The organism is Phaeovulum sp. (assembly GCF_041596715.1).
GTDB lineage: Bacteria > Pseudomonadota > Alphaproteobacteria > Rhodobacterales > Rhodobacteraceae > UBA6213.
The window spans coordinates 1-3,983 of record NZ_JBFHIA010000261.1 but is presented as its reverse complement, the minus strand read 5'-3'; the positions used below and the strand labels follow the sequence as shown (position 1 = coordinate 3,983).

Sequence of the window (3,983 nt, the reverse complement as noted above, 5' to 3'; positions counted from 1 at the left end):
GACCGACAAACAGTGAAGCTGACACTCACATCATCGCTTGCGCTAGTGAGCCGATATGCAAACGTCCAGTCATCGAAACAACCCGAACCGCCCACATATCCCTTCAGTAATTATCTTGTCAAAGAGCACAGAGACAAAACATGCCCGGCGCGCTAAACTCTTAGCGCATCGGCCAGATCGATCTCCAATTTTCGTTTGCTTTCAGTGCCTTGCGGCGCTTCCTGCTTACCGTCTCGGTGTTTGCCGCTGCGGTGAGGGGGTATTTACGGGCACAGGCCGGGGTCCGCAAGAGACTTTTTTCACAAACCGCGCTTTTTTTTCGCAAAACCTGCAAGGCGTTCTAAACATTCAGTTTTTAATACGCCCCACCCCCGCAAACCCCTCTCTTGCGCAACAATATTTCGCAAATCACCCCCTGCGGCGAAACGAATGCCAAAACCGCCCCCGCCAGGGCGGCAAACTTGCGCTCAGCGCCACAAACGCAGTGCCAGCAGCGCCAGAATCGCGCCCAGATAGACAAAGGGTTCAACCGGCCATGCCTTGACCAGCCACAGGTAATGCACCGCCCCCAGCAGGGCCGCCGGATAGACCAGCTGATGCAATCTGCGCCAGCGCGCGCCCCCCAGACGCCGCAGCGACCAGTTGTTCGATGTCACTGCCAGCGGCAACAGCAGCGCAAAGGCGGCCATGCCCGCCGTCAGATAGGGCCGCTTGGCGATGTCGCCCAGCGCCTGCTGCCAGAACAGCGCCATATCAAGCACCAGCCACGCCAGCAGGTGCAGCGAAACATAGGCAAAGGCGGCTACCCCAATCGCGCGGCGAAACCGCAACAGGTTCAACCCGCCCCAGCGCCGGAGTGGCGTGACCAGCAGCCCCGCCACGATCAGTTGCAGGCCGATCTTGCCCAATCGGTGCTCGATCTCTTTCACCGGGTCCACGCCCAGCCCGCCGGTGAAAAGAAGCCAGACGATCCAGCCAAGCGGCAAGACGCCCGCGATCCATACCACCCAGATCGGCACGCGCCTGAGCGCGCCATTCACCGAGGGCGCGAAGGGAAGCGAAAATGACACCGCCATCAGTAGTTCTTTGCCAGATCCATGCCTGCATACAGGCTGGCCACTTCATCACCGTAGCCGTTGAACATCTCGGTCGGCACGCGATTGCTAAACAGCCCCGCGCCGATCACCCGCTCGCTCGCTTGGCTCCAGCGTGGGTGATCCACGTTGGGGTTCACGTTGGCATAAAAGCCGTACTCGCTGGCTTGGCTCATGCGCCAAGTGTTGTCTGGCTGGGTATCGGTCAGCGTCATGCGCACGATCGCCTTGATCGACTTGAACCCGTATTTCCACGGCACCACCAGCCGCAGCGGCGCGCCGTTGCCCTTGGGCAATGGCTCGTCATAAAGCCCGGTGGCAAGAATGGTCAGCGGGTGCATCGCCTCGTCCAGCCGCAGCCCTTCGCGGTAGGGCCACTCAAGAATCCCGTATTTCTGCATCCGCATTTCTTCTGGCCGCACCAGCGTTTCAAAGGCCACGTATTTCGCACCGGGCTGCACACCGACCTGCGCCAGAAACGCCGACAGCTCAAAGCCGACCCACGGCACCACCATCGACCATGCCTCGACGCAGCGCAGCCGATAGATACGCTCTTCCAGCGCCTTGCCGCGCAGCACATCGGCCAGATCATAGCGCCCCGGCCGCTCGACCAGCCCATCCACTTCTACCGACCAAGGGTCGATGGTCAGGGCATCGGCATAGCGCGCCGGGTCGGATTTGTCGGTGCCGAACTCATAGTAGTTGGAATAGCCGGTAATATCTTCCAGCGAGTTTGGTGTGGCATCGGTGGAATACTGACTTTTCGCAGCCCCCAACCCGGCCAGCGCAGGCCCCGCTACGGCCACGCCACCGGCAGCGGCCATGAAAGCGCGGCGGTTCAGGTAATGCGCCTTGGGTGTGACATCGGCCCAACCCAGTTTTGAATGTCTCTTGGTCATCGCGTTCTCCCTGCAATAGCGAGGGTATAGCACGCAGCGGCACGGTGACCGACTCACGTTTGCGCCAACGTATCGTCAACGCCCCACACGGCAGAGTGAGAGGCCCGACCATAGCGCGGGGGGCCCCCAAGGGGTTAATGGCAACGCGGGCGCGGGGCTTACCCGCGCCCGCAGCCTTTAATGCAGCGATGCGCCGAAGGGCTTTTCCTGCGCCATGCGCGGCGGGCGACCGCCCACCACAAGCCCTTCCGGCCCGGCGGAGACCACAACCGTATCGCCATCCTTCACATCGCCCGACAGCAGCATTTCGGCCAGCGGGTCTTGCAGGTTCCGCTGGATCACCCGCTTCAGGGGGCGCGCGCCAAACACCGGGTCATAGCCTTCGTCGGCCAGCCAGTGCCGCGCCGCATCATCAAGCGAAAGCGTGATCTTGCGCGCCGCAAGCCGCTTTTCCAACTGCCGCATCTGGATCAGCACGATGCCATCCATATCGCTGCGCGTCAGCCGCTCGAAGATGATCGTCTCGTCCAGACGGTTCAGGAACTCGGGGCGGAAATGGGCGCGCACGGCTTCCATCACCTCGGCCCGCGCCTGCCCGCTGTCAGACCCTTCGGGCAACTGGCTCAGCGCCTGGCTACCAAGGTTCGAGGTCAGCACGATCAGCGTTTGCTTGAAATCGACGTGCCGGCCGTGTCCATCGGTCAGCACCCCATCGTCCAGCACCTGCAACAGCACGTTGAACACGTCGGGATGCGCCTTTTCCACCTCGTCGAACAGCAGCACCTGATAGGGCCTGCGCCGCACCGCCTCGGTCAGCACACCGCCCTCGTCATAGCCCACATAGCCCGGAGGCGCGCCGATCAGGCGGGCCACCGCGTGCTTTTCCATGAACTCCGACATGTCGATGCGCACCATCGCGTCGTCATCATCGAACAGGTATTCGGCCACCGCTTTGGTCAGCTCGGTCTTACCCACGCCGGTCGGACCAAGGAAAAGAAAGCTGCCCAAGGGCCGCCCCTCGTCATTCAGGCCCGCACGCGCGCGGCGCACCGCATTGGCCACCGCCGTCACGGCCGCCTTTTGGCCTATCACGCGCTTGCCAAGCTCTTCTTCCATCTTCAGCAGCTTTTCGCGCTCGCCTTCCAGCATCTTGCTGGTGGGAATGCCGGTCCAGCGTTCCACCACTTCGGCGATCTGCTCGGGGCGCACCGCCTCGGACACCATCGCCTCGGCCAGCGTGTCGCTTTCGGCCAGCTTGCGTTCCAGCCCCGGAATCACGCCATAGCTCAACTCGCCCGCGCGCCCGAGGTTGCCCTCGCGCTTGGCTTGGTCAAGCTCGGTGCGGGCGTGCTCCAGCTGCTCCTTCAACCCGCGCGAGGCTTCCAGCTTGTCGCGTTCGGCCTGCCACTTCGCGGTCATTTCCGCACTGCGCTGCGTCAGATCGCCCAGCTCTTTTTGCAACCGCTCCAGCCGATCACGGCTTGCGGCATCGTCCTCTTTCTTCAGCGCCTCGGCCTCGATCTGCTTTTGCAGGATTTCGCGGTCCAGCGCGTCAAGCTCTTCGGGCTTGCTGTCCACTTCCATGCGCAAGCGGCTTGCGGCCTCGTCCATCAGGTCGATTGCCTTGTCGGGCAGAAAGCGGTCGGTGATATAGCGATGGCTCAGCGTCGCCGCCGCCACCAAGGCGCTGTCGGAAATCCGCACGCCGTGGTGCAACTCGTATTTTTCCTTGATACCGCGCAGAATCGAGATCGTGTCTTCGACCGTCGGCTCTTCAACCAACACCGGTTGAAAACGCCGCGCCAAGGCTGCGTCTTTTTCCACATACTTGCGGTATTCATCCAGCGTGGTGGCACCCACGCAGTGCAACTCGCCCCGCGCCAGCGCTGGCTTGATCAGGTTGGCCGCATCCATCGCCCCATCGGCCTTGCCTGCGCCGACCAGCGTGTGCATCTCGTCGATGAACAGGATGATCTCGCCCGCCGCGGTT

At 62.4% G+C, this 3,983-nt stretch carries 3 protein-coding genes; all 3 read right to left on the bottom strand.

What is annotated here, in order from left to right; all coding sequences use genetic code 11:
• Positions 1-467: 467 nt before the first annotated feature.
• Positions 468-1,076, bottom strand: a complete 609-nt coding sequence (msrQ, locus tag ABY403_RS14220) for a protein-methionine-sulfoxide reductase heme-binding subunit MsrQ (RefSeq protein ID WP_372841485.1) — start codon at positions 1,074-1,076, stop codon at positions 468-470.
• The gene (msrP, locus tag ABY403_RS14215; protein ID WP_372841484.1) at positions 1,076-1,993 is read right to left on the bottom strand and encodes a protein-methionine-sulfoxide reductase catalytic subunit MsrP; all 918 of its coding nucleotides are present in this window, start codon (positions 1,991-1,993) and stop codon (positions 1,076-1,078) included. The genes msrQ and msrP overlap by 1 nt, the downstream gene beginning before the upstream one ends.
• 177 nt (positions 1,994-2,170) lie before the next feature.
• A partial coding sequence (locus ABY403_RS14210) for an AAA family ATPase (protein ID WP_372841483.1) occupies positions 2,171-3,983 on the bottom strand: 1,813 nt, incomplete at its 5' end.

Coding starts and splice junctions, on each gene's coding strand:
- msrQ (WP_372841485.1), bottom strand. CDS start 1,076: ATGGCGGTGTCATTTTCGCTTCCCTTCGCGCCCTCGGTGAATGGCGCG.
- msrP (WP_372841484.1), bottom strand. CDS start 1,993: ATGACCAAGAGACATTCAAAACTGGGTTGGGCCGATGTCACACCCAAG.